The organism is Haloarcula sp. MBLA0163 (assembly GCF_055632435.1).
In genome coordinates this window covers 845,955-867,514 of sequence record NZ_CM145745.1, presented here as the reverse complement: position 1 = coordinate 867,514, position 21,560 = coordinate 845,955, and the positions used below count along the sequence as shown (strand labels likewise).

The 21,560-nt window shown below is 61.2% G+C and carries 27 protein-coding genes and 1 tRNA gene; 15 read left to right on the top strand and 13 right to left on the bottom strand.

The features are described 5' to 3' along the window. Window positions 1–593: 593 nt before the first annotated feature. The 4 genes from ACV7GQ_RS04550 to ACV7GQ_RS04535 all read right to left on the bottom strand — a co-directional run bounded on the left by ACV7GQ_RS04550 (window position 594) and on the right by ACV7GQ_RS04535 (window position 2,400). A complete protein-coding gene (locus ACV7GQ_RS04550; RefSeq protein ID WP_470312360.1) occupies window positions 594–1,049 on the bottom strand; it encodes a Cdc6/Cdc18 family protein in 456 nt (151 codons plus the stop codon). 37 nt (window positions 1,050–1,086) lie between these two features. Next, entirely contained in the window at window positions 1,087–1,245 is a 159-nt protein-coding gene (locus ACV7GQ_RS04545) for a hypothetical protein (protein ID WP_470312359.1), read from the bottom strand. A gap of 109 nt (window positions 1,246–1,354) precedes the next feature. After that, on the bottom strand, window positions 1,355–1,939 hold the full coding sequence (locus tag ACV7GQ_RS04540; RefSeq protein ID WP_470312358.1) for a type IV pilin domain-containing protein: 585 nt from the start codon (window positions 1,937–1,939) through the stop codon (window positions 1,355–1,357). Window positions 1,940–1,941: 2 nt separating this feature from the next. Next, window positions 1,942–2,400, bottom strand: coding sequence for a type IV pilin domain-containing protein (locus ACV7GQ_RS04535; protein WP_470312357.1), 459 nt, complete (start codon window positions 2,398–2,400; stop codon window positions 1,942–1,944). Between the two features lie 1,076 nt (window positions 2,401–3,476). Between ACV7GQ_RS04535 and ACV7GQ_RS04530 the strand changes: the two genes are divergently transcribed. Then, complete coding sequence (locus ACV7GQ_RS04530; RefSeq protein WP_470312356.1) at window positions 3,477–4,304, top strand: IS5 family transposase; 828 nt, start codon at window positions 3,477–3,479, stop codon at window positions 4,302–4,304. Between the two features lie 56 nt (window positions 4,305–4,360). Here ACV7GQ_RS04530 and ACV7GQ_RS04525 read toward each other — a convergent pair whose 3' ends face one another. Continuing rightward, on the bottom strand, window positions 4,361–4,834 hold the full coding sequence (locus ACV7GQ_RS04525; protein ID WP_470312355.1) for a type IV pilin domain-containing protein: 474 nt from the start codon (window positions 4,832–4,834) through the stop codon (window positions 4,361–4,363). A 538-nt stretch (window positions 4,835–5,372) separates the two neighbouring features. Here ACV7GQ_RS04525 and ACV7GQ_RS04520 point away from each other — a divergent pair. Further along, entirely contained in the window at window positions 5,373–5,666 is a 294-nt protein-coding gene (locus ACV7GQ_RS04520) for a DUF7692 domain-containing protein (RefSeq protein WP_470312354.1), read from the top strand. A gap of 205 nt (window positions 5,667–5,871) precedes the next feature. Here the strand turns inward: ACV7GQ_RS04520 and ACV7GQ_RS04515 are convergent, their stop codons facing one another. Continuing rightward, window positions 5,872–6,984, bottom strand: a complete 1,113-nt coding sequence (locus ACV7GQ_RS04515; protein ID WP_470313137.1) for an outer membrane protein assembly factor BamB family protein — start codon at window positions 6,982–6,984, stop codon at window positions 5,872–5,874. Window positions 6,985–8,173: 1,189 nt separating this feature from the next. Here ACV7GQ_RS04515 and ACV7GQ_RS04510 point away from each other — a divergent pair. After that, window positions 8,174–8,848, top strand: coding sequence for a hypothetical protein (locus tag ACV7GQ_RS04510; RefSeq protein ID WP_470312353.1), 675 nt, complete (start codon window positions 8,174–8,176; stop codon window positions 8,846–8,848). Between the two features lie 65 nt (window positions 8,849–8,913). Here ACV7GQ_RS04510 and ACV7GQ_RS04505 read toward each other — a convergent pair whose 3' ends face one another. Beyond that, on the bottom strand, window positions 8,914–9,171 hold the full coding sequence (locus ACV7GQ_RS04505; protein ID WP_470312352.1) for a DUF8053 family protein: 258 nt from the start codon (window positions 9,169–9,171) through the stop codon (window positions 8,914–8,916). 155 nt (window positions 9,172–9,326) lie between these two features. On the opposite strand from ACV7GQ_RS04505, the gene ACV7GQ_RS04500 reads away from it, so the two are divergent. Together ACV7GQ_RS04500 and ACV7GQ_RS04495 are read left to right on the top strand one after the other, a co-directional pair. Further along, window positions 9,327–9,503, top strand: coding sequence for a hypothetical protein (locus ACV7GQ_RS04500; RefSeq protein WP_470312351.1), 177 nt, complete (start codon window positions 9,327–9,329; stop codon window positions 9,501–9,503). Then, complete coding sequence (locus ACV7GQ_RS04495; RefSeq protein WP_470312350.1) at window positions 9,500–9,628, top strand: hypothetical protein; 129 nt, start codon at window positions 9,500–9,502, stop codon at window positions 9,626–9,628. The genes ACV7GQ_RS04500 and ACV7GQ_RS04495 overlap by 4 nt, the downstream gene beginning before the upstream one ends. Window positions 9,629–9,792: 164 nt before the next feature. Here the strand turns inward: ACV7GQ_RS04495 and ACV7GQ_RS04490 are convergent, their stop codons facing one another. Both ACV7GQ_RS04490 and ACV7GQ_RS04485 read right to left on the bottom strand, forming a co-directional pair. Continuing rightward, the gene (locus ACV7GQ_RS04490; RefSeq protein WP_470312349.1) at window positions 9,793–10,122 is read right to left on the bottom strand and encodes a hypothetical protein; all 330 of its coding nucleotides are present in this window, start codon (window positions 10,120–10,122) and stop codon (window positions 9,793–9,795) included. Between the two features lie 233 nt (window positions 10,123–10,355). Then, window positions 10,356–10,427 (bottom strand) — tRNA-Ala (locus tag ACV7GQ_RS04485). Window positions 10,428–10,672: 245 nt separating this feature from the next. Here ACV7GQ_RS04485 and ACV7GQ_RS04480 point away from each other — a divergent pair. From ACV7GQ_RS04480 to ACV7GQ_RS04460, 5 genes are read left to right on the top strand one after another with little or no spacing between them, the layout of a single operon-like run. Further along, window positions 10,673–11,209: a DUF7287 family protein gene (locus ACV7GQ_RS04480; RefSeq protein WP_470312348.1), complete on the top strand. Its 537-nt coding sequence runs from the start codon at window positions 10,673–10,675 to the stop codon at window positions 11,207–11,209. 1 nt (window position 11,210) lies between these two features. Continuing rightward, window positions 11,211–11,798: a DUF7288 family protein gene (locus ACV7GQ_RS04475; protein WP_470312347.1), complete on the top strand. Its 588-nt coding sequence runs from the start codon at window positions 11,211–11,213 to the stop codon at window positions 11,796–11,798. Continuing rightward, window positions 11,786–12,814, top strand: coding sequence for a DUF7261 family protein (locus ACV7GQ_RS04470; protein WP_470312346.1), 1,029 nt, complete (start codon window positions 11,786–11,788; stop codon window positions 12,812–12,814). Before ACV7GQ_RS04475 ends, ACV7GQ_RS04470 begins: the two co-directional genes overlap by 13 nt. After that, window positions 12,807–13,247, top strand: coding sequence for a DUF7266 family protein (locus ACV7GQ_RS04465; RefSeq protein ID WP_470312345.1), 441 nt, complete (start codon window positions 12,807–12,809; stop codon window positions 13,245–13,247). The genes ACV7GQ_RS04470 and ACV7GQ_RS04465 overlap by 8 nt, the downstream gene beginning before the upstream one ends. After that, window positions 13,240–13,980, top strand: a complete 741-nt coding sequence (locus tag ACV7GQ_RS04460) for a DUF7289 family protein (protein ID WP_470312344.1) — start codon at window positions 13,240–13,242, stop codon at window positions 13,978–13,980. The genes ACV7GQ_RS04465 and ACV7GQ_RS04460 overlap by 8 nt, the downstream gene beginning before the upstream one ends. A gap of 44 nt (window positions 13,981–14,024) precedes the next feature. On the opposite strand, the gene ACV7GQ_RS04455 is transcribed toward ACV7GQ_RS04460, so the two are convergent. Continuing rightward, window positions 14,025–15,863, bottom strand: coding sequence for a DUF7289 family protein (locus ACV7GQ_RS04455; RefSeq protein ID WP_470312343.1), 1,839 nt, complete (start codon window positions 15,861–15,863; stop codon window positions 14,025–14,027). A gap of 268 nt (window positions 15,864–16,131) precedes the next feature. Then, a complete protein-coding gene (locus ACV7GQ_RS04450) occupies window positions 16,132–16,674 on the bottom strand; it encodes a DUF4382 domain-containing protein (RefSeq protein WP_470312342.1) in 543 nt (180 codons plus the stop codon). Window positions 16,675–16,901: 227 nt separating this feature from the next. Here ACV7GQ_RS04450 and ACV7GQ_RS04445 point away from each other — a divergent pair, with 227 nt between their 5' ends. From ACV7GQ_RS04445 to ACV7GQ_RS04430, 4 genes are read left to right on the top strand one after another with little or no spacing between them, the layout of a single operon-like run. Next, on the top strand, window positions 16,902–17,372 hold the full coding sequence (locus ACV7GQ_RS04445; protein ID WP_470312341.1) for a 30S ribosomal protein S15: 471 nt from the start codon (window positions 16,902–16,904) through the stop codon (window positions 17,370–17,372). Beyond that, entirely contained in the window at window positions 17,372–18,490 is a 1,119-nt protein-coding gene (locus ACV7GQ_RS04440; protein ID WP_470312340.1) for a hypothetical protein, read from the top strand. The genes ACV7GQ_RS04445 and ACV7GQ_RS04440 overlap by 1 nt, the downstream gene beginning before the upstream one ends. Further along, entirely contained in the window at window positions 18,487–18,726 is a 240-nt protein-coding gene (locus ACV7GQ_RS04435) for a KEOPS complex subunit Pcc1 (protein WP_470312339.1), read from the top strand. The genes ACV7GQ_RS04440 and ACV7GQ_RS04435 overlap by 4 nt, the downstream gene beginning before the upstream one ends. Next, window positions 18,719–19,363 carry a 30S ribosomal protein S3ae gene (locus ACV7GQ_RS04430; protein WP_470312338.1) on the top strand — a complete coding sequence of 215 codons (645 nt, stop codon included), beginning with the start codon at window positions 18,719–18,721 and terminating at the stop codon, window positions 19,361–19,363. Before ACV7GQ_RS04435 ends, ACV7GQ_RS04430 begins: the two co-directional genes overlap by 8 nt. Window positions 19,364–19,385: 22 nt before the next feature. Here the strand turns inward: ACV7GQ_RS04430 and ACV7GQ_RS04425 are convergent, their stop codons facing one another. Further along, complete coding sequence (locus ACV7GQ_RS04425; protein WP_470312337.1) at window positions 19,386–19,823, bottom strand: plastocyanin/azurin family copper-binding protein; 438 nt, start codon at window positions 19,821–19,823, stop codon at window positions 19,386–19,388. Between the two features lie 151 nt (window positions 19,824–19,974). On the opposite strand from ACV7GQ_RS04425, the gene ACV7GQ_RS04420 reads away from it, so the two are divergent. Continuing rightward, entirely contained in the window at window positions 19,975–20,274 is a 300-nt protein-coding gene (locus tag ACV7GQ_RS04420; RefSeq protein ID WP_470312336.1) for a hypothetical protein, read from the top strand. Between the two features lie 78 nt (window positions 20,275–20,352). Here ACV7GQ_RS04420 and ACV7GQ_RS04415 read toward each other — a convergent pair whose 3' ends face one another. Next, window positions 20,353–21,504, bottom strand: a complete 1,152-nt coding sequence (locus ACV7GQ_RS04415; protein WP_470312335.1) for a 5-(carboxyamino)imidazole ribonucleotide synthase — start codon at window positions 21,502–21,504, stop codon at window positions 20,353–20,355. Window positions 21,505–21,560 lie beyond the last annotated feature (56 nt).

Sequence of the window (21,560 nt, the reverse complement as noted above, 5' to 3'; positions counted from 1 at the left end):
GACCGGGAGCTACGGGCCGACGTCTGAGACGACGCGACCGCTACTCTAGCCGGGCGTCCGCTACCCTCGTGGGGTAGAGCCGTGCCCGTGACGGATAAGTGCGACGCCGGTTCATCCGTGCGTGCTACACGAGTATCTCGATTAACCGGATTGGTAATTTGGACTGTCACGGCCGAATTTGAGGGTCGGGGTGAATGGGTAGGTGATGGGTAAAAGTAGGTAAGAGAGCCGCTATCTGAGAGTTCTATGAACATGTGAAAATCGAGACCGAGTGGTAGCATCGGTTTCTGGCAGACCCCTCGGATTCGATGAGATCGTATCGTTCGAGATGCCGAAGATACCGACTACGTGATGACTGAGATTTCGGCGAATCGGCCCGCTCCTCGTATCGTGCGTGAAGCGTCCCGCTGTCGATTTCGCCTGCCCCGTCAATGATGCGGAACAGAAACCGCTAATGAGTTCTCAGCGAGCGGATACGACGCTGGTGGATATCCGGCTCGGCGTCGTCCGCGACCGCGTCGACAACCTCTGCGGTCAGCTCACGCATCTCGTCGCGCTCAATGTGAACCGCCGCTCGCCGGAGAAAAGCAATGTCATCCCGACATCGCCGGTGGCAGGTCTGCGATGTGTTCGATCGCACCGTCGGCGACGCGAGAGGAGATTAGCCCGTGGGCGACCCGCGCATCAAGAATGTCAACCAGTTCCGAGTGACTGTACTTCTCCAGACGGACGGTCGCAGCGTTTTGCATCCGTGATGTGGCCGCTTGATTCAGCGAGTTCAACCACTCCGTTTCAGCAGTGATGAGACAGATGAGCGAAACGTTCGAGATTTCGTACAAGGCCAGCAGTGGTTCCTTGTCGATTACGGTGACCTCATCAAGGACTGCAATGACCTGCTGATCATGGTCCCGAAGACGTCGAATCAACGTCGGCGTCCCTTCAAATCGGAGATCTGCGCCGGCGCCGACATCGCGAGCGAAGGCATGGACGACCGCACCGACAGAGTTGTCTCGCAGGCAGTTCACGTAACCCCAGCTAAGATTCACCATCTCACGTTTGAGCTGGCGAGCGTGTACTTCGCGAAAGTCATCTTTCCAGCACCGGAAGGCCAAAGGTGCAGATGTCCTCCGCGTATTCGAGTGATGATGGCGCAGGAATTGATGAGAGGTAATCTATCTGACCTTCACGGTGGTGAGGGTCACGAGGAACGTACTCTGGGTCTATAGCCCGGGCGTCCGTGAGCATTGTAGATGTCTGGTGAACAAGTAGAAACTAAAGGACAAGCCATGCTCGGAGTGAAAGTGATTGTGTTTCCACTCGTAAGCGCTAAAAATAAAAAATGAATTAGCTACGATTACGCGTCAGGACCTTCCCACGTCGCAAGCGTAGCACTGTTGTCGCCAGATTCGCTCGTATACGTGATGCGGATCGTAGCACCTTCGAGTTCAACATAGTCTCCGTTTGTGTCACCATCTTTATCTGCAGACGAATCAAGTGCGTTAGTTGAACCTGACGGATCATACACGAATTCATCACCATCTAGAGTGATGGAAGATCCAGCCGCCACGTCACCGGAACTACCAATGTCACTCCAACTATTGGCATTTACAATCCTCACATCGGAACTGTATGCAGATCCGTCGCTGTCATTACCTTCAACACCACTTGCTTTGAATGCGAGGGTGGACGCTGTAATCGTATCCCCACCATCGTGAGTAACGACCAATTCGTCAGCCGCACCACCTGCATTGTCTGTGAAATCGAAGCTAAAGCTCGCCTGCGGAGTGGTCTGTTGTGCCTGATCCCCGAGCCCGAGTACGAACGAAGCAATCACGGCCGCGAGGATAACCGTAATCGCAACCATTAGAATCACGCCAATGACGGGCGAGACAGCTTGATCGTCATCGGAGATTGGCGGAATGAGTTTTTTAATATCCATGGTTATGCATTGGGTGCGTTGTAGGTAGCGAGTGTTGCTGAATTGTCTCCGCTCTCTCCACTATAAACGACTCTAATTGTGTCGGTACTGTCAATTTCTGGGTCGACAGATGAGCCAGCACTAACCTCTCCACTAAATGGTGATATTGAATTACCCTCACTATCTTTCACACTGAGCCTGCTCGAGTCAATAGTATCCCCCCCGTCATGAGTAATGGTTAATTCACCGTCACTGGACTTTACAGTACTATTTGTTAGTTCATTACCGCTAGTCACTGAGACTGAACTATCGAAGTCGAAGCTAAAGCTCGCCTGGGGCGTCGTCTGCTGAGCCTGATCCCCGAGCCCAAGTACGAATGATGCAATCACGGCCGCGAGGATCACCGTAATCGCGACCATGAGAATCACACCGATAACCGGTGATACCGCATCGTCGTCGTTTAAGAGTTGCTTAAGATCCATACAGAAGACCCACGGTTATCAATTGTAATAAAAGTAGTAGTCGGTTATGTTGTTTGAAGGGCCTCCAAGTCAGTGCTGTAAACCTTCAAGTCGGCCTTGAAATTGCACTTGAGTACTTTTGAGGGCTGTCTAACAGAACTACGCTGAGGACTCATCATCTGAGATAACTGGCGGCACCTTTCCAAGTGTTGTAGCCGCATCAGCAGAAAGGCGATAGGATTCAGCATCACCACGGAGGGCATCAGCAGTGGTCAAAGACTCGAACAATGGTTCAACTGACCCTGAAAGACGGTATCCCGCTGTTCAGCTAATTGGATCAGTGTTGAAGGCTGGGCCGATCGGTCAGTACCCGATTCATGCCGTATATCATGACAAATGTAAGGCGAATATCCTCTGGGGCACCAGCAAGATACTCGGAGAGGCCTATTTCGCGGTCCCAGTTTTTGAAACCAACTGGTGCACCCAGCGCAACTAAAAGACGACCCAATATGCTCGCATCTACATCAGGACGGACCTCTGTTGCCCGTTCTAGGTCGTCCTCACGGAATGCGAGCGCACCGGTTCCAAGCTCATCAAGTGTTGCCTCGACAATACTACTGGCACCTCATCCACGGCAAAAGCGGGTTGATAGTTCTCATTCACGCTACTGTGCTGAATATCCACACAACAAGAATCGTGAGATGACGAATTGTCGATTCGTCTCAGGTGAGGTCAAGCCAGCCGTTTACTGCTGCTTGTTGCATACCTCGGACAACGTCGGGTTGTCCGTTGGCGTCAACCCACAGTCGAATTCTTGATCGTGGCAGCTCCAGTGCCGATGCCACCGCAGCAGATCTTTGTTCGGGTGATTTGCGGAATATCCAGTTACATGCTGATACTGTTGGACCAATTCCCACGAATCTAATGTACTTGCGGACGCATATGTTTCCGCAAAGGCCTCCACCAATCCCTGCAGATTTGTAACTTCGCCGACAAGTTTGTAGAATATTGGACTGATAGGCTCTGGTGAATCACTGGATGGCGTCGGTTTCGACCGTCAGAACTAGGGAGTTGAAGCGGGAAACCGCCGATGGTTCATGTCGAAGATCTCCCGCTTCACGAAGAAAGCGGCCCAGTTAGCTAAAAATGCTGTTGGTGAGCGAGGCGAAGTCGCCGCCCCCGAAGGGGGTGGCGGCTTCGCCGAGTATGCGGTGGTGTCGCTGCACTGTCTGCGGGTTTACCTGGAAAAATCCTACCGAGAAGCACTTGATTTGCTGAGTGGGATGCCACAAATACTCGGGGATATCGGCCTTGAAGCGGCCGATCTCCCCGATCACTCCACGCTAATCAAGTGGTTTGACAGAATCAAGACAGCACTCTGGCGAGTGTTGCTGCGCCTCTCGGCGCAGTTGCACGAGCTATCTGGTCACGCCGCCATTGACGCAACATTCTTCGACCGCGAAAACGCTAGCAAGCACTACTGTCGGCGGACGAATTACCAGGTTCAGACGCTCAAAACGACTGCTCTCGTCGACACAGAAAGCCAAGCCATTCTGGACGTTCACTGTACGACCGAGAAACGCCACGACACACAGCTCGGCTGGCAGGTCGCCCGCCGCAACGCGGGCGACCTCGCCAGCCTCGCTGCCGACAAAGGCTATGATTGGATGGATTTACGCGAGAAACTCCGCGAAGAGGGCGTAAGACCGCTGATCAAACATCGTGAGTTCCGGCCCATCGATCACGCGCACAACGCGCGGATCGATGGGCCTCGATACCGCCAGAGAGCGATGTGTGAGACCGTCTTCTCGACGATCAAGCGCACGCTCGGCGACGCCGTGCGTGCGCGAACCTGGTACGCTGAATTTCGTGAACTCGTCCTGATGTGTGCGGTTCACAACATCAAGCAATCGCTGAACTCGTGAAATCAAGCTACGTCTGGCGATTCACCACGGCCGACTGATAAAAAGAGTAGCGAGTGTTAGGCGTCGGGTCCGGTCCATTTCGCGAGTGTTGCCGAGGAATCCGCAGACGAATCCCGGTAAGTAACGCGAATGGTATCACCACTGCCTACTCGGACCTTAGCTGAAGTTCCCGCACTCACTTCCACTCCGGTAGAACCAGAACCAGAGAAGTGTTCAGCATAAGAGTCTGTGACGCTATTTCCATCATTATCCTGTATATAGAGATTAGCGCTGTTTATAGTATCTCCACCGTCGTGAGTGATCGTTAGAGCACCATCACTCCCCAGAGTAGTGTTAGACGGACTAGTGGCAGTGCTATCGTAATCAAATGAGAAGCTGGCTTGTGGGGCGGTGTTACTAACTTGATCACCGAGACCGAGAACAAAGGTCGCAATCACGGCCGCAAGGATTACCGTAATCGCAACCATAAGTATCACGCCGATAACAGGTGATACAGCATCGTCGTTGTTGAGTATTTCTTGCAATTTCATTGTCTTACCCGCCGAAACGAGGGAAACGCACAAGTTGCCACGCAGACAACTCCAGTTGCTCGGGTGGGGGTTTCCCACTCGTTTTCGGCAGTTACCAGATTGTGGCGGTCTGGATACGTAAATACAATGCTCCGGTTACAGAATCTGAGAAAGCCCATTGAGAAGTAATCACAAGACACGACTGCTTGTACAAGTCGTAACAGACAACCGGATTTTACTCGGTATACTGGGTTATCAACCGTGATCGGGCTGGCATTGGCCCCTCGTAACCGCAACTCAAGAAACCGTCACAGTGTGAAGACCATTCAGATGGATCTGGATATGACCACTGGGGGTCGCACGTCGAGAGAAACCGATTCGCGATAGTGGCCACGAGACCCGCTCACTTCGTGGCCACTACGCAGCCGAGCTGGTCGCGACGACCGCGGCACGCCCCCGCCTCAACCCGCGGCGTCTGTAGGATTCGGCCGGTCTTTATATACTCAGCAAATTCGAGGGAGCCGGAAAAACTAGGCTTCTGGGGGCCGTGGCCACAGACATGAGTCAGGACATTCCGAGTCAGGTCCGCATCCGAACCGATGCCGACGACGGCTATGCCCACCGCTACGAGTCCATCCAGCAGGCCAAAGACGTGTTCGGCGTCGGCAACAACACCGCTGCGGTCATCCACGCCACCGAACACGCCCATCAGGACCTCAGCGCAAAGCGTGACGCGCTGGATTTCCTCGCGGATCACGTTGGCGACGACGTCCTCGCCGAGGTCGCCGACCGCCTCAGTACGCGCGAGATGCATGTTGCCGTCGAGCGCACGGTCACCGTCGACACGGAGTGACAGAAATATCCGAATTAGACGTGCTATCAGACGCATTTGAATGCTGACCTTGTTAAACTCCTTAATCGGTGATAGGTTTCAGGAGCCGTGCTGAATACAGAGCGCATAGTCAGCACGCTTCAGGGCCAATCATCGAAAGATGATGAGCGGTCAGTACAGAAAAAGGACTTCCCGCTCGATGGGGATCTAGAGAGCGCGAGAAGACTTACCAGACACCATAGACAGTTCCCGCCGTATCCGCCACGAAGATGGCCGAATCCACGATTGTCGCGGGTGCAGCGAGCGCGCTGTTCATTCGAAGCTCCCACTTCAGTTCTCCCGTCGCTTTCTCGATCGCATCTACATTCCGCCCCTGGTCGAGATAAATCGTGTTTTCGTCTGCGACGGGGTCTTGGAATGGCGGTCCGACGGGGCGTTCCCACTGGACGGTGCCATCCGCTTGGTTCAGTGCTACCAAGAACAGGTTCTCGGTCGAGGTCCCGGCGATGATGTACACCGACTCCTCATCGACGACTGGTGAGACGCCATCGGAGGATTCGCCGTACTCGTCGTACGTCCACAACAGGTCGCCTGTCTCGGTATCAAGGACGTACAGGACAGCATCCTCCGTCTGGGTGTAGACGGCACCGTCGACAACCGTGGGCGCGTGCAGCATATCCAAGTGATCCATCCCGGGGGAGAACGCCCACTCACGCTCGCCAGTCTCGGCGGTGAGCGCGTACAGCGAGAGATCCCAACTGGAGACGTAGACACGCTGGTCCGTCACCGCTACCGGCGCGAAAGGTTTTCCTTGGCGGCGTACCGCCGCGTGTTCCTCGCTATCGCCCTCGATGCGAACGGTCGGGGGGAGTCCCTCGATATCGTGGATCCACCGAAGCGCGCCGGTGTCTGCATCTAATGCGAGGACCGCCCCGGGGTCAGCCGCGAGGTATACGACGCCATTCGCGACGCGTGGCGGCTGTAACCCCTCGATGTGAGACAGCTCCCCTTCGAGATGAAATGGAATGTGCCAGCGGGATGTCTGTGCGTGCACATCGACTGCATCGATGGCTGAGTAACTCACGAGATAGAGTGTGTCGTCGACGAGCGTCGGTGTCCGTCTGGGCGTCAATGGAACCCCATCGTAGTGCCACTGTTCGTCGCCCGTTTCGGCAGCGAGAACAACGAACGAAACGTCATCAATCACCGAATGGGGTACGTAAGCGGAACCCTTGTCAATAACCGGTGTCCCAAATAGCCGCCGTTCTTGGGTCCACGTCCACCGCGTCTCGACACACCCAGACGGTCCCGCGGCATCCGTCTGGCCGGTATTCTGCATATCGTGGAGTTCGGTCAGCCACGAGCCGTTACCGGGCCCGCTTGACGAGCTCGGTGGGAGGTCAGCGGTGCAGGTAACTTCCCCAGGACTTTGGCGGGAGTTCCCGGTGAACCTCCCGTGACATCCACTGAGGGCGACAGTCCCTGCCGCCGCCAAGTATGTCCGGCGGTTCATACCACGAGATGGCGCTACAAGTCCGTGAATAGCCGCAACATACTACCCGTCTACGCCCTGACCACACATTCGCACACCTACTGAGCGGTCGATACAGGGGAGGGAACTACCGCCACGGACTACACGAGTCTCAAACGCACGAGTGTGAGACACCGACCCAATCGGAGAAACGGATGACTTCGAACCCTGCAAGAGCCTGCTCATGACAATTGACCGTGACGTACCACACGATTTCCCCCACCTCCCGAGAGACGACAACAACCACGGCAAAGCGTCGAGGGAAATCTTCAATGGAAGTCTGACTTGTTTCGCCAGCAGCAAGCGTGTACCGTCCATGGAGACGGGCCGATTCGGGTAGTTCGACTGTCGTGAATGTCTGGTTATCTCCGGGATTGTGGGAGCGGATTCCTTGGCCAATCGAGGTGGTGTCAACACGGCCGTCATTTAAGCGAAGGGTGTATTCAGCCGGTAGTTCTACCACTGACACTTCGAACGTGTGATTTGTGCTTGCCGAGTTGTTAAGGATAACCGTAACCGGGCGCTCTTGAACGGACGAGCCACTGAATGGAAGGGCAGTACAGCCCGCGACCACCAGCAGCGCCCCAAGACCGAACGTACAAAGAACGCGCCTCAATTTGGTTGTCCCGTCGTGCATACCATCAGTTCGGGGGGAACCGCAATCAATAGCTGTCACTTATCGGTTCGGCTGGTGCAACGACTGGTAACTACGCACTCACACTGAGCAGCTGATTCAGTAGGAGGTACCTGAAAGAAACGGAGGTACTGTGCTGACTGTATCCTCTATATTTAGCACGCACCTCCTGTCACGGTCTGAGGGTTTCAACAGAGACAGATATCATAGAGTATACACTCTCTAACTAGTGAGATAGCATTCATTGACTATACCTTAGTGAGTTGATGAATAAATGGAAGCGACGGTCACGTATTGGTTGTCTCCCGCAGCGAATGGGTGCTGAAGACGGCACGGAGAAGGGCTGTGGGGGCAGGTAAACATATGAAACGACGTTCCATACTGAAAGGAATTGGCGGAATCGGAGCTGTCGCGGCGTCCGGTGTCGGATTTGCGGCCTTCACCGGCAGTGCAGCAGCATCAGATACGGACCTTCAGGCAACGAGTCCGTCTGCGGTCACCACCGACGACGGAGAGATCAAATGGGTCGCCTTCGGCGGGCGCCTGATTTTCACGTGGGATGGCCTTGACCAGAATGCCACCTACGGGTACTACAAAACCGAGTCACGCGTGAACACTGGTGGCGGCTTCAGTAGCTGGCGCAGCCACGGTGAAGACTATGGTGAACTCGGTGCAAACTGGGGCGGCTCGAACGACGAAACGCAGCAAACCGGAACCGACGGGTACTTCGAATTCAACTACGGTGACGAAAACGGAAACGAAGATTACGCAATCGCTGGGAGCGACCCAGACCTTCGTGACGCAGCCAACAAGTACAGCACGTCCGTGTTCGAGGCTGACAATGACGGCGGTAAGCAAGAAACGGACGTGCAGATGCGGTTCACCTGTGCCGTGTACAATGGAGAGCCTGGAAACGGCGGCACCAAACTAATCGAGTCGAGCGATACCGCGACGTTCACTGTGACGGTCAACAACCGGAGTGCGACGGCAACGACCGGTGGGGAAGTCAACGGCGAGGTTGGCGCAGACGAGTCATAAAAAGTTCGCAGTTCCTATTTTTTGCGACACATTTCATTTGCCTCGTACGCCAGATTTTCACTTATTCACTCACCGTGCCGTCGCCCTAGCACGTCCTCATTGAGGACGCGCTCGGCGGCGATGCGCTGGATGAACTCACACTCGGCCAGCTCGGGCACGTCGCCGTCACAGACCCGGACAACGTACGCGCGCTCACCCAACCGCTCGACGGTCAGGTGTGCGTCGTTCGGTTCACCGTTCTCGTCGAGAAGCCCGTCACGTTCGAGAAAGTCCTTCGGCACCGTCACCAGTCCTGACCCACCTCGGGTCTGGAGTTGTTGCATAGCGGATGGGCCATATCTAGGCTATTAAACGTATCTTCTATCACGGTTTTCTGGCCACAGGCTGGCACTGTTCCCTATTTCAACGGCGGGTATATCACCTGATAGTCACATTCGCGGCCAACCCGCGGTCGAACCGCGGGCCTGTACCCCTACCCATGACTGATCACCCGTCCGGTGGCGACGAACCGCCGGACTGCGCGGGTGACACCGCGATTCGAGCGTACCGAACCGACTGGCGAAACGTCGACGAACGACGGCGCGAGCGAGCACGGCGTGAGGCGGCCGGCGCCAGCCGCGATCTCGTCGGCGAACTCCTTGCAGGTGGCACATGAACGACCGCGCCACGCTCGTCCACCTGGCTGGCTACGCGACCATCGCGTCGATCCTCGCGACGGCGAACTGGGCCGGCCTGTCGGCAGTGCTGCTGGCACTCCCGCTCGTGCTGGGGACGCTGTAGGTCGCTAGCCGACAGGGCACCCGACACGCCGTCGACCGGGCGAGAGCCGACACCGATCACCCGACGCCAGCGACGGACGACGGCACCGACCAGACAGCTACGGGTAGCGACCGGAACCGCCACCAGAACGAATGAGACGCGCACTCGTCGTCGTGCGAGACCATCTACACGTCACCTCCCGCGCGGTCCCACTCGAACTCGTGATCGACGGTGACGTCACCGGAGCTCAGACGAGCGGCGAGCGTTCGGTCGGGGTAGTCGTGGTCACCGAACTCACTGGTGTCGGCGTCGTCACCCGTGTCGATGCTACGGTGGAGCTTCGCACCGGTCCGCCGCGTCGTCAGGAACGTCTCGACGTCTTTCTCGATGACTGTGTCCCAGCCGTCAGGGAAACACTGGTCACAGAGGTCGCGCCCGTCGACGTCCCGGGAATCGCGCGGTCGCCGGACCCAGTTGCCCTGCGTGAGACAGGGCGTCTCCAGGGTCGGCGTCATGGCCGACACCTCCCATCGGCGAGGGCGGGACACATCTCGTGCCGGTCGGTGTAGTCGCCGCAGTAGCGGCAAATTTCCCTCCGCGAAATAGCCGGAGGGCGAGCCCCCCGTTTGTTCGGCTGGTCATCTCGATTTGCGGAGGGAGACGTTAAAAATCCGAAACGCTCTGCTAAGCGTTTGAGGACGGTGAAAACGCGGTTCGGGGTTCCCCCGTCACCACGGCTATTTTCAAGTGGACTCGCCGGGATTTGAACCCGGGGCCTCTCCCATGCCAAGGGAGTGATCTACCCCTGATCTACGAGCCCTCGCTGCACTCAATCGTATCCGACGACCTTTCTTAAACCCATCGAACCGGGGCGGACGTGGGAGTCGCTGCCGTCCCGCACTCCCGGATGGGACCGCCACAATGTACAAGAGTGTCCAGTGCGACACTCCGTCAGACACCGCGTAGCGTGGGACTGCGCAGGCGATACATGTACGGCAAGGGAACTGGCACTGAGAGACCGGGTGGCCGTGAGCGGTGCGGCCACGAAGCGGGGCGAGAACACTGATGCGCGGCCAGACGACGCTCGATTTTGCCATCGGGATGAGCCTCTTTCTGGCGGTGCTCATCTTCGTGTTCCTGTTCATCCCCGGGGTGCTGGCGCCGTTCACCGACAGTACACAGGAGGAGACGGTCATCTCCAACAGAGTGGCAGACGACCTCACGAAGAGCGTTCTCGCTCACCCTGAGAACCCATATGCTCTAGACGAATACTGTACGGTCGAGTTCTTCGATGGCAACAGTCCAGCACAGTGTAACTACGGCTCGGGGAGTGTCGAGTCACAATTTCAGTTGGACGGAGCCCGACAAAATCTCAACGTCACGATCCGGGGGAACGTCTCTACGAGCGGGGCCGGTCAGGACCTTCTCTGCTGGGAAGCAGACGGGCAAGAAACGGGTCTTCTCGAAGCGACCAACAGTGATTGCGACGTGCCCTTCACTCGGGGAGACCGGCCGCCGAAAGACAACGACGCCTCGGTGACCGCACTGCGAGTCGTCTCGCTCGATGCGACGGACGTGACAGTGTACGTGGTGATGTGGTAACATGCGCGGCCAGGCACACACGCTCGAAGCGACCGTCGGGGCCCTACTCCTGCTCACGAGTCTCATCTTCGCGCTCCAGATGACTGCGGTCACGCCGCTGTCTGCGAGTACTTCCAGTCAACACATCGAGAACCAGCAGCAAGCGACCGGGCAAGGCGTCCTGGCGTCGGCAGCAGAGACAGACGCGCTGAAATCAGCCGTCCTCTACTGGAACAACAGCTCTCGCCGCTTCCACGACAGCAGCGAGGACCTCGGATACTACTCTAGCGCACCTCCCAACAACACGTTCGGGACGATGCTCGAACGGTCGTTCAACGAACGCGGCATCGCGTACAACGTCTATCTCCGATTTCAGAACAACGACGAAGAATCGATTACGCGGCGGTACATCTACAACGGCGTCCCGAGCGACAACGCCGTGACTGCGACGCACACGATCGTCCTCGTCGACGACGACCACCTCGTCGAAGCCGACGGGACCCGCAACGCCACAGAGTTGGGTGACGAGAACTCGACGTACCCGATGCCCGACCGAGGCAGCAACCTGTACAACACAGTTCGCGTGGAGGTGGTCGCGTGGCGGATTTGAGCCGGTCGGACCGCGGACAGATAATCCTCCTCGCGGCCTTCGCGTTGGCCGTGATATTCGTCGTGTTGGCGCTCATCGTGAACTCGGCCATCTACTCCGAGAACCTCGCGACCCGTGGCGAGACGGCCGGCAGCGACGACGCACTCGACATGCGGGCGATGGTCGAAGCGAACGTCGGCGAGGCCGTGGCGGTCGCCAATCGGCGAAACGCCTCCGCTGGGTATGCCGGCCTCGAAGACGCCGTCCAGGCGAGCGTCAGGAACGTCAGTACACAGACGGGGTATCAGCAGGCACGGACGGGACGGGTAGTGGAAGTCACCTACCAGAGTAAACAGAACGGGGTCCGTATCGTCCACAACGAGTCCGACGGGTTCGAGTCCAGTGGCGGCGCGACAGACTACGAGTTGGCCGGCGACGTTGAGCGGGTCAGTGGAGGCAACGGGACCCGAGCGTTCCGCATCAACGCCAGCAGTATCGCCGCGACGTCCAACAGCTCGGCGTTCGAGGTCAAGGTCAACGAGTCGGGTGCCGTCGGCAACCGGAACAGCTGGCGGATGCGCCTCTATCGTGACGGGACAGACACGGTACACGTACGGACGATTCGGAACGAGAGCGGTACCAACCGTCAGGAGGACTGTGAGGTCACCGTCGACAGTGCCAGCCCGACGTTCCGTGTCGACGTCACAGAGGGTACGATAGACGACGAGCCCTGCGACGCGCTTCGGACGACGCCTGACGGCCGGAACTTCCACTTCGGGTCCGGCACCGGTGTCGACCCGGGAACGAATCAGCAGTACGACATCTACTTCAAGAACGCGGACCAGATCTCGGGTAACTTCTCGCTGGTCGTCTACGACGACGGGAACCTCGTCCTGCCGAACCTCGGCCTCATCGGCAGCGGCCAACCGTTCAACACGGATGCGCTGTACGAAGTGACGGTACGCTACACCTACGAGACAGCGAACATGCGCTACGAGACAGATGTACGGGTCGCTCCGGGTGAACCAGATGCGTGACCACCGTGCCGTCTCGACGGCGCTCGGGTACACGCTGACGCTCGCGATAGCGGCGACGCTCGTGACTGGCCTGCTCGTCGCTGGTGGCAACTACGTCGACGACCGCCGCGAACAGGTCATCAGGAACGAACTCACGGTCGTCGGCCAGCAGATCGTCTCGGACCTCATGCGCGCAGACCGACTGGTCGTCGCCGCGGACAGCAGTACCCCCACTGTCGAGATATCCCAACAGTTTCCGGACCGGGTGACGGGGAGTACTTACCAGATAACACTCGATTCGTCCAGACCAGCCGTGGTGCTCAGGTCGGCCCGACCGGAGATATCTGTGAGCGTCAGCGTCCAGACGGAGACGCCGCTAGCCGACACTGCCGCGGACGGCGGTGTCGTCCAGATCGCGTACGATAGTGGGTCACTGGAGGTGCAGGATGTCTGAGCGAGCAGTGAGCGAGGTCCTGAGTTACTCGCTCGTGTTCGGGCTCATTCTGTCCTCCGTCGCTGTCGTATCCGTGGCCGGCCTGGGGAGTCTGCAGGATACCCGCGACGCCGAGCAGATGGAGAACGCCGAACGGGCCTTCGACGTCCTCGCCGACAACGTCGCGGACATCCACCAGCGAGGTGCCCCGAGCCGAGCGACCGAGATCAGCCTCGGCCAGCAGCAGTTGGTGACCGGCGAAAACGTCACCGTCACGGTCGACGTCGACGAAGGAAGCGGGTTCAATACCGTCGGCAGTTGGACGGTGCGTCCAATCGAGTACAGGGGAAACCGAGAGCGCGCCATCGCCTACGAACTCGGCGCCGTGTTCCGGACGACTCGTGACGGCGGTGTCGTGGTCCGTGAGCCACCGTTCATCGTCCGGAGTGACCGTGTCCTCGTGCCCGTGGTCGGCCTCAACCGGCCGACTCAGCAGAGCCTCGGTGGCTCTACAGTGCTCGTCAGAACCGACGAACGACGAACGGAGATGGCCTACGCGAACGCGACGGGTGCGGCAGACGAGATTCGCATCACCCTAACCGACTCGCCGCGACAGTCGCTCTGGGCGGACTACTTCAGTCGGGTGTGTGACGACACGGCGACGACTGCCAACACCGTCTCGTGTGAGTACGGGAGCGGCATCAACCGCGTCTACGTCGTCTACCACGACATCGCGGTCAACATCGACCAGTGACCGGCGACGTCGGCTGATGACGCCGGTCGGACGGACGTCGGGCCTCAGGCACCCGTGACGTTGACCTGATTTACCGACGCGTGGATGTACGTGACTTTGGTGATTGTGCCACTCCGTTCGAGCACCCGCTGTGTCTGGAGCGCCTCGTCGTAGTGGATACTCCCACCGTTCCCGCCGTCGATGGTGGTCGTTCCGGTGAGGATGCCACCGTACACGTCCCCACCGTCGAGGGTCACGCTTCCGGTCCCGCTCTCGCCGGGCGGAGCATAGATGACGCCGACGAACTTCGCGAGGTTGCCGCCGGCCCCGCTCCCGATCATCGCGGTGAAGTTGGACTTGCCGTACATACGGAACTGGGCAGCGTCGTCGCCAGCGTTGGTGATGTTGCTCGACGAACCCATGTAGAGGTGGTTCCCGTTGTACGTGCCCGTCCCGTCGACGTAGACGCTTGCCGATTCGTCTCCGAGGACGGTGATGTTCGCGTCGTTCTCGAGTTTGACATTGTCCTCGACGACCAGTACGACGTCACCTTCCGTCGTGTTGAGGAAGACTGTATCGTAGGAGGAGACAGTGAGGTCGGAGAGGTAGTACGTCCCCTGTGAGAGTTCGACGGTGTCTGTGGTGCCAGCGTTGGCGAAGTCGAGGCTGTTAGAAGAGATGTTTCCCGTCGCGCTGTTGTCGTTGTCGGTGGCGACCTCGTCGACTCTGGTAGTGATCAGCCCGTCTATCGACGGTGCCTCGTCGACGCCGCTGATCTGGCTCACGGTCCCCGGTCCGTAGGTAATCTGGTCCTCGCAATCGGAGACAGACGGTTCGCAGTTGTCTGTATAGCTGATGTTCCCGTAGACTTCCGGTTTCCCGCCACCGCCACCGCTGCCCACGTAGACGGTCCCGCCCGAGACGACGTCACCTTTGATATCGTTGGTACCTGCACCGTTGCTTATGTCGACGTCACCCCCGTAGACCACGTCGCCAGCTCGGCCCGGTGACTGGGCGCAGTAGCCGTCGTCCGTGCCACTGGAGTTGTAGCTGTTCGTGTAGACGCTGGGACCACAGAGCACGTTGGTCCCGCCGTTGATTTCGAAGGACCCACTCGCGGAGAGGCTCGAGGTCGCCGACGTGATTTTGGTGTTCTGGAGCGGCGCGACGAGGGTTATGGTCACCTTGTCGTTCGGGTGGTCGTACTCGACACGCCCGTCGGTACGGGTCTCGAAGTACCGCCCCCACGCCTGGTAGTAGTCGCTCGTCACGGTGACCTGCACCTTCCCGTTTTCGAGCGGGTTCCGGAACTCGTTGTTTATCGACGTGTTGGGGAAGTACTGCTTGGTGTCGTTCCGCGTGACGACGGCGCGACCGTCGACGGACCCGTCGTTGCCGATTGTCACCAGTGGGAGCGTCAGCGTCGCCTCCCTGTAGTGGAACTCCGGTGGCGAGACCATGACCGAGTTGCCGTCACGGGCGGACCGCCAGACTCCACCGCCCTGATACGCCAGCGTCGTCCCGTCGTCGAGTTCGTAGACCACCCGCCCCATCTCGGTCGAGAAGATAGTCTTCTCAACACCCGAACTCACATTCTCGTAGGACAACTTCATCCGGCCCGCACTGCTCTCGACCCGGTATCCTTTGGACCCAGGTGACGCGATATCGACCTGCTGGACGTCGGATTCGCCGAGTGCGACGAGCGCCGTCTGCGAATCGAGCTGAGTCATCGTCTTTTCCGTTCGCTCGACGTCGAGCTGTGCCTGCGTGTCTGATATCGCACCGGCACCGAGCGCAACGACCGCCGTCGTCGAAGCGATGACCAGCGCGATAACGAGTGTGAGCCCCAGCGGCGACGACTGCGCGCGCCGTCGCTCACCGACGTGACCCCGGCCTCTGCTCATCGTGCACCCTTACCTATCAAACGTGATAAACGCTCTGGCCGCACGCGGTGGACCGCGTACCTCACGGCCGGTTCTTCAGCGGCATCCACCAGAGCTCCAGAGCCGCTGACCGAGGCGTGGCGAGACGGTACTTTTCGAGGTCACCTCGACCCTGCCTGCAGGACCGATGGTGCGAATATCGCACTCACCAACGGTCCGCCACACAATCCGAATTGTAATCCGGATGTCTGCTGGTGAAAGCGGGTCTCGTCGCGGATGTAGCGAACTCTCACTCGTACCTGACCGTCGTCTCCTCGGCGACCGGACTGAGCACGTATCGGCCGGTCTCGCCCTGAGCGACGGGCGTGACGTCGGCTGTGAAGCGCGTCGTCTCGTCGGCGCGGATCTCGAACGGCTGCGGGAACTTCAGGAGAGCGTTCCCGGGGATCGACATCATCGCCGTCCCGCCGTCGGCCAGCGACGCCTCGACGGTGGATACACCGAGCTTCAGGTACGCGTACTCCCCGGTCCGGAGTTCGACGGTGTCGGCGAGCGCGGCCGCCTCGCCGGTCAGGTCGACGAGGTCGAGACTGACGCCGCCGACGGAGAAGGTCAGTTCGTCGCCCTCGTGGTCCTCCGTCTCGGTCGCGGCCGCCCTCGGGAGGACGCGAATCTCGTCGACGGCGACGACACAGGAGTCGAAGTCCCCGATGTCGCCAGGCTGGTCGCTGACGTACGTCGCGAGCGTCCCCATCGGCGCGTCGCTGTCACACCCGGCCAGTGCCACACCGGCGGCCGCGACACCGCTGTGGAGGAACGCACGTCTATCCATGCACGCTCGGTTGACGTACCAGTACAAATGTCTACTGGCCACGAGCCCGAGATGGAAACGGTTTAGTCGCGCGACCGACGACCCTCCAACGGGAACAGCACGACCGCAAATCTGACACGCCGTGGGATTCCACGGCTCGGGATTGCGGCCGTGTTTGGCATCTACCGATGCCGATACGCCTCGCTACCGGCAGCGACGAGCGGTTCGTGCGGTTCCAATCGACAACAATGGCACGAATGCACACACGCCGTCGTGGCTCGTCCGACTCGGACAAGCCCGCGGCAGACGAACCCCCGGAGTGGAGCGACGTCGACGACGACGCCATCGAGGCACGCGTCGTCGAACTCGCCGAACAGGGCCACTCGCCCAGCGAGATCGGCCTCAAACTACGCGACGAAGGCGTCCAGGGCACGCCCGTCCCGAACGTCAAGCTCGCGACCGGCAAGAAGGTCACCGAGATTCTCGAGGAGAACGACGCCGAGGGCGACCTGCCCGAGGACCTCCGCAACCTGATGGAGCGCGCGGTCCGCCTGCGCGACCACATGGACGAGAACCCCGGCGACCACCAGAACAAGCGTGCACTCCAGAACACGCAGTCGAAGATCCGCCGCCTCGTCGACTACTACCGCGGTGACGAACTCGACGAGGACTTCACCTACAGCTACGACAAGGCCGTCGCGCTGCTCTACGACGAATAATGTCGACCACCGGTCGGGAACAGACGCCAGCCCCCGCTCCCAGTGACGTCGCCGCGTCGCTCGGCGCCGCCGACTTCGTTCGGCTCGTCAGCGACGCGACCGGCGCCGCGCTGGCCGCGACGGGCGTGCTGGCGCGGGCACTCGACGCCGCCGGGACGCCGTTCCAGGCGAGCGTCGTCGCCCCCTTCGCAGACCCCGACCGGACGACGGAGGCCGACGTGACAGTCGCCCTCGGTCGCTCGCTCCCGACCGCCGACCACGCGCTGGCCGACCGGCCGGCCGCGACCGCCTTCGAGACCGCGCGCGAACTCGGCACCGCGACCAGTCCGACCCTCGCGCTCGCCGGCACCATCGCCGGCGGCGACGTGGACGGGTCGGTCGAGAGCGCCGCCGAACAGGCGGGCCTCGACCGCCGCCCCGGACTCGCGATACCGGTCGCGGACCTCGCCGACGGGCTGGCCCACTCGACGCTGCTCTCGGGCCCCTTCTCGGGGGACGAGGAGCAGGCACGAGCGACGCTGGCCGAACTCGACCTGCCCGCCGAGCCGACCGACGACGACCACCGGCGCGTCGCGTCGCTGGTCGCGCTGTCGGTCACGGGCGCGGACGACGCGCCGCCGCGGGCCGCCGACGCCCTCGGTCGCGTCCTCCACCCGTACGTGGGCGGGCCGTTCGAGACGGTCGGCGGCTACGCCGACGTGCTCGACGCCGTCGCCCGGGAACGCCCCGGGGTCGGCATCGCACTGGCGCTCGGCCACGACAGCGTCCGCGCGGACGCCCTCTCGGCGTGGCGGACCCACGCCCGCCGGGCTCACGCCGCCGTCGCCGACGCGACGACGGGCCGGTACGACGGCCTGTTCGTCGCCCGCGGCGACCGGATGCCCGTCGGCACCGTCGCGCGTCTCGTGGCCGACTTCCGCGCGCCCGAACCCGTGACGCTCGTCGTCACGGACGGCGAGGCCGCGGCCCGCGCCACCGACGGCCGGGACGTGGCCGCGGCGATGCGGGCCGCCGCCGACGCCGTCGACGGCGAATCGGTGGGACACGGCGCCCGCGCCAGCGCGCGGTTCGACGTGTCGACCGCCGACTTCATCACGGCGTTCAGGGAGGCACTATGAGACGGGCCGAGATCCGCACGACGCACGGCACGCCGGCCCGGGCCGAGCGCGTCGCGGCCGCACTCCGGCCGGACAACACCACCGAGATGACCACCCGCGTCGACGGCGACGCGGTGGTCACCACCGTCGAGCGCGACTCGACGGGCGGGTTGCAGTCGACCGTCGACGACTACATCGTCAACCTCCGGGTCGCAGCACAGCTCTCCGACCAACCAACACAATCCAACCATGAGTGAACGAAGCGTCTCCAAGCGCAAACAGCAGAAGCGGTGGTACACCGTGCAGGCTCCCGAACAGTTCGACCGGGAGGTGCTCGGTGAGACACCCGCAGACGAACCGGACAAGGTGCTCGGTCGCACCATCGAAACCACGCTGGGTGAACTGAAGAACGACGCCAGCGAGAACAACACGAAGCTGACCTTCAAGATCAACGAGGTCGCCAGCGACTCCGCGTACACGGAGTTCGTCAAGCACGAGCTGACGCGGGACTACCTGCGCTCGCTCGTCCGCCGCGGCTCCTCGAAGGTCGAGGCCTTCGTGACCGTGCTGACGACGGACGACTACCGCGTCCAGATCCAGCCGGTCGCCGTCACGACGAAGAAGGCCGACGCCTCCCAGGAGAAGGCCATCCGACGCACGATGATCGACCTCGTCGAGGAGACCGCGAAGGACCGCACCTTCGAGGAGCTCGTCGACAGCGTCGTCGAGGGGCGGCTCTCCTCGGCCATCTACGGCGAGGCCAAGGAGATCTACCCGCTCCGCCGCGTCGAGATCCAGAAGACCACCCTCGAGGCTCGCCCCGAGGAGGTCGCCGCCGAAGAGGAGACGGCCGTCGACGTCGACGAGGAAGACGTCGAGGTCGAGGAAGCCTAACTCCGTTCGGCACTCGAACGCGCTATTCTTCGGTCGGTCCCGGGTCGTCAGTGACGACGACGGTCCCGACCATCCCGCCGCGCTCGTGCGGGATGCAGAAGTACGGGTACTCCCCGCGCACCTCGAAGGTGTGTTCGAACGATTGGCCCTGGAACAGCGTCCCCTCCGTGCCGTTGCCCCACGCGTCACGGGCGGCCTGTTCGCTCTCGAAGCCGCCCGAGGCGAAGAAGTCGGCCCCCTCTGGGAGGGTGTCCTCGTAGGCGGTGACGGTGTGGCCCTGTTTGCTCGTGTTGAGCCACGTCACGGTCGTCCCCGGCTCGACCCGAAGCTCCTGCGGGCGGTACACCTTCGCGCCCATGCCGACGTCGTAGTCGGTGTTCGCCCCGCGTCCGCCGATACACCCGGCCAGTCCGACCGCCGCGGCCGGTCCGACCGCCCGGAGGAAGGCCCGTCGCTCCATACGCCCGCATCGGGACCGGACGGACAAAGACGCCTCGGTTCGGGACGGGCGAGGAGAAACACCGCTGGGAGTAACAGGGCCACGACGAACTGGTATCTGGCAACCGCAAGTTATGATGGCTCGCCAACAATATCTCCGTGGAGTGACCCCAATGCCATCCGTACTGATTCGACACGAAGTGGCCGACTTCGAGGAGTGGAAACCGGTGTTCGACGAGGACGACGAGCGCCGGGTCGAGCACGGCCAACAGGGCTACCGACTGTTCCGCTCGGCGGCGGACGAAAACGAGGTTCTCGGCGTCTTCGAGTTCGACTCGATGGACGGTGCCCGCGAGTTCGTCGACTCCGAGGCGTTGCGCGAGAAGATGGACGAAGCGGGCGTGAAAGGCGACCCGGAGATACGCTTTCTCGAACTCGTCGAGGAGAAGCAGACCGGTCGACAGTCGGCCTGACGTCCGACCGAGTGGGGGCCGGCCTCGCGAATCGCTCGACGCGGCGACCAGCCGGTGTCCACGGGCGTTTCGAGAGACTCAGTCCCGGAACGTGAGGCCGTCGCGCAGCTCCCGGACGTCGGCGAGCAACCCGTCGACGTCCCCGTCGCCGGGCATCGTGACGTGACCCATCTTCCGCAGTTCGTACACCTCGTGCTTGCCGTACCAGTGGAGGTGCGCGCGGTCGGTCTCGAAGACGGTCTCGTCGCCGTACAGCGCCGCTGGCTGGCGCTCGTCGACGTCCCCGAGGATGTTGGCGGAGACGGTGGGGTCGCGCTGTTCGGTCGTGCCCAGCGGCATCCCCAGCACGGCGCGGACGTGCTGTTCGAACTGCGAGGTGTGACAGCCCTCGATGGTCCAGTGGCCGGAGTTGTGCGGCCGCGGGGCGATCTCGTTCAGCAGAATCTCGTCGTCGGCCGTCTGGAACAGTTCGATGCCGAAGACGCCGCGGCCGTCCATCACGTCTAAGACGTCCAGCACGACCTCGTGGGCGCGGTCACGGACCGCCTGGCTCGCGCGTGCCGGCGCGACGCTCTCGCGGAGTATCTCCGCCTCGTGGATGGTCTCGGTGACCGGGAAGGCGTCGCGTTCGCCGTCGCCGCGACAGCCCATCACCGCCAGCTCCCGCTCGAAGTCGACCATCTCCTCGACCATCGCCGGGCCGGCGACGTCGTCGATGGCCGCCTCGACGTCCTCGGGGCCGGAGACGGGGACGTTCCCGCGACCGTCGTAGCCGCCGGTGCGGGCCTTCAGCATCGCCGGGTACCCCAGTTCCTCGCAGGCCTCGCGCAGCTCGTCGGCCGTCTCGACGGCGCGGAACTCGGGGACCGGCACCCCGGCCTCCGAGAGCCGTCGCTTCTGGACGAGTTTGTCCTCGATGGTGCGGAGGGTGTCGGGGTCGGGGTGGACCGGCGTCCCCGTCTCCTCGGCGACGCGTTCGAGGACGTCGGGGTCGGCCAGCTCTATCTCGTAGGTGAGGACGTCCGCGCGCTCGGCCAGCCGGCGGAACGTCTCCTCGTCGTCGAAGCCGCCGACCAGCTGGTCGCGGACCACCGGTGCGGCCGGGCAGTCCGGCGTCGGGTCGGCGACGACGAGTTCGACGCCCAGCGGCGCGGCCGCCTCGCCCATCATACGTCCGAGTTGGCCCCCGCCGACCACGCCGACGGTCGGGCCGGGAGACGTGCGTGTCATGTGGCGCGCTTTCGCTGGCGAGCGCATAAGCGTTGATTTCTGGCCCGGCGAGCGAC